At 65.8% G+C, this 304-nt stretch carries 1 pseudogene; it reads left to right on the top strand.

Annotation, left to right across the window (positions count from 1 at the left end):
- Positions 1-304: pseudogene (locus DKT72_RS19135) on the top strand (hypothetical protein); the annotation flags it as partial.

Raw genomic sequence — 304 nt, 5'->3', positions numbered from 1 at the left:
GCCGGACTGCTCGCTGGAACTCAAATGGCCGAACGACGTGTTCTGCCACGGGCTCAAGCTGGGCGGGCTGCTCTCGGAACTGGTGATTCCGCCGTCGTCCGGTACCGGTACTGATGCTGATGTCGATGACGACGTCGTCATCGTGTTCGGCGTCGGCCTGAACCTGGCCTTGGGCGCCTGTCGGCTGCCCACGCCGCAATCGACCTCGCTGCAGCTGCATGTCTCCGGGCTGCCGTCGTTCGGCGAGATGCGCGATGCGGTGGCCGAACGTCAGGTCGAGGGCTTCCGCGAGCGGTTGGTGAAG

It is taken from the genome of Confluentibacter sediminis (assembly GCF_003258355.1).
Classification (GTDB): domain Bacteria; phylum Bacteroidota; class Bacteroidia; order Flavobacteriales; family Flavobacteriaceae; genus Confluentibacter; species Confluentibacter sediminis.
Note: the sequence above shows the minus strand (reverse complement) of the source record. Positions and strands in the feature narration are given on the sequence as shown.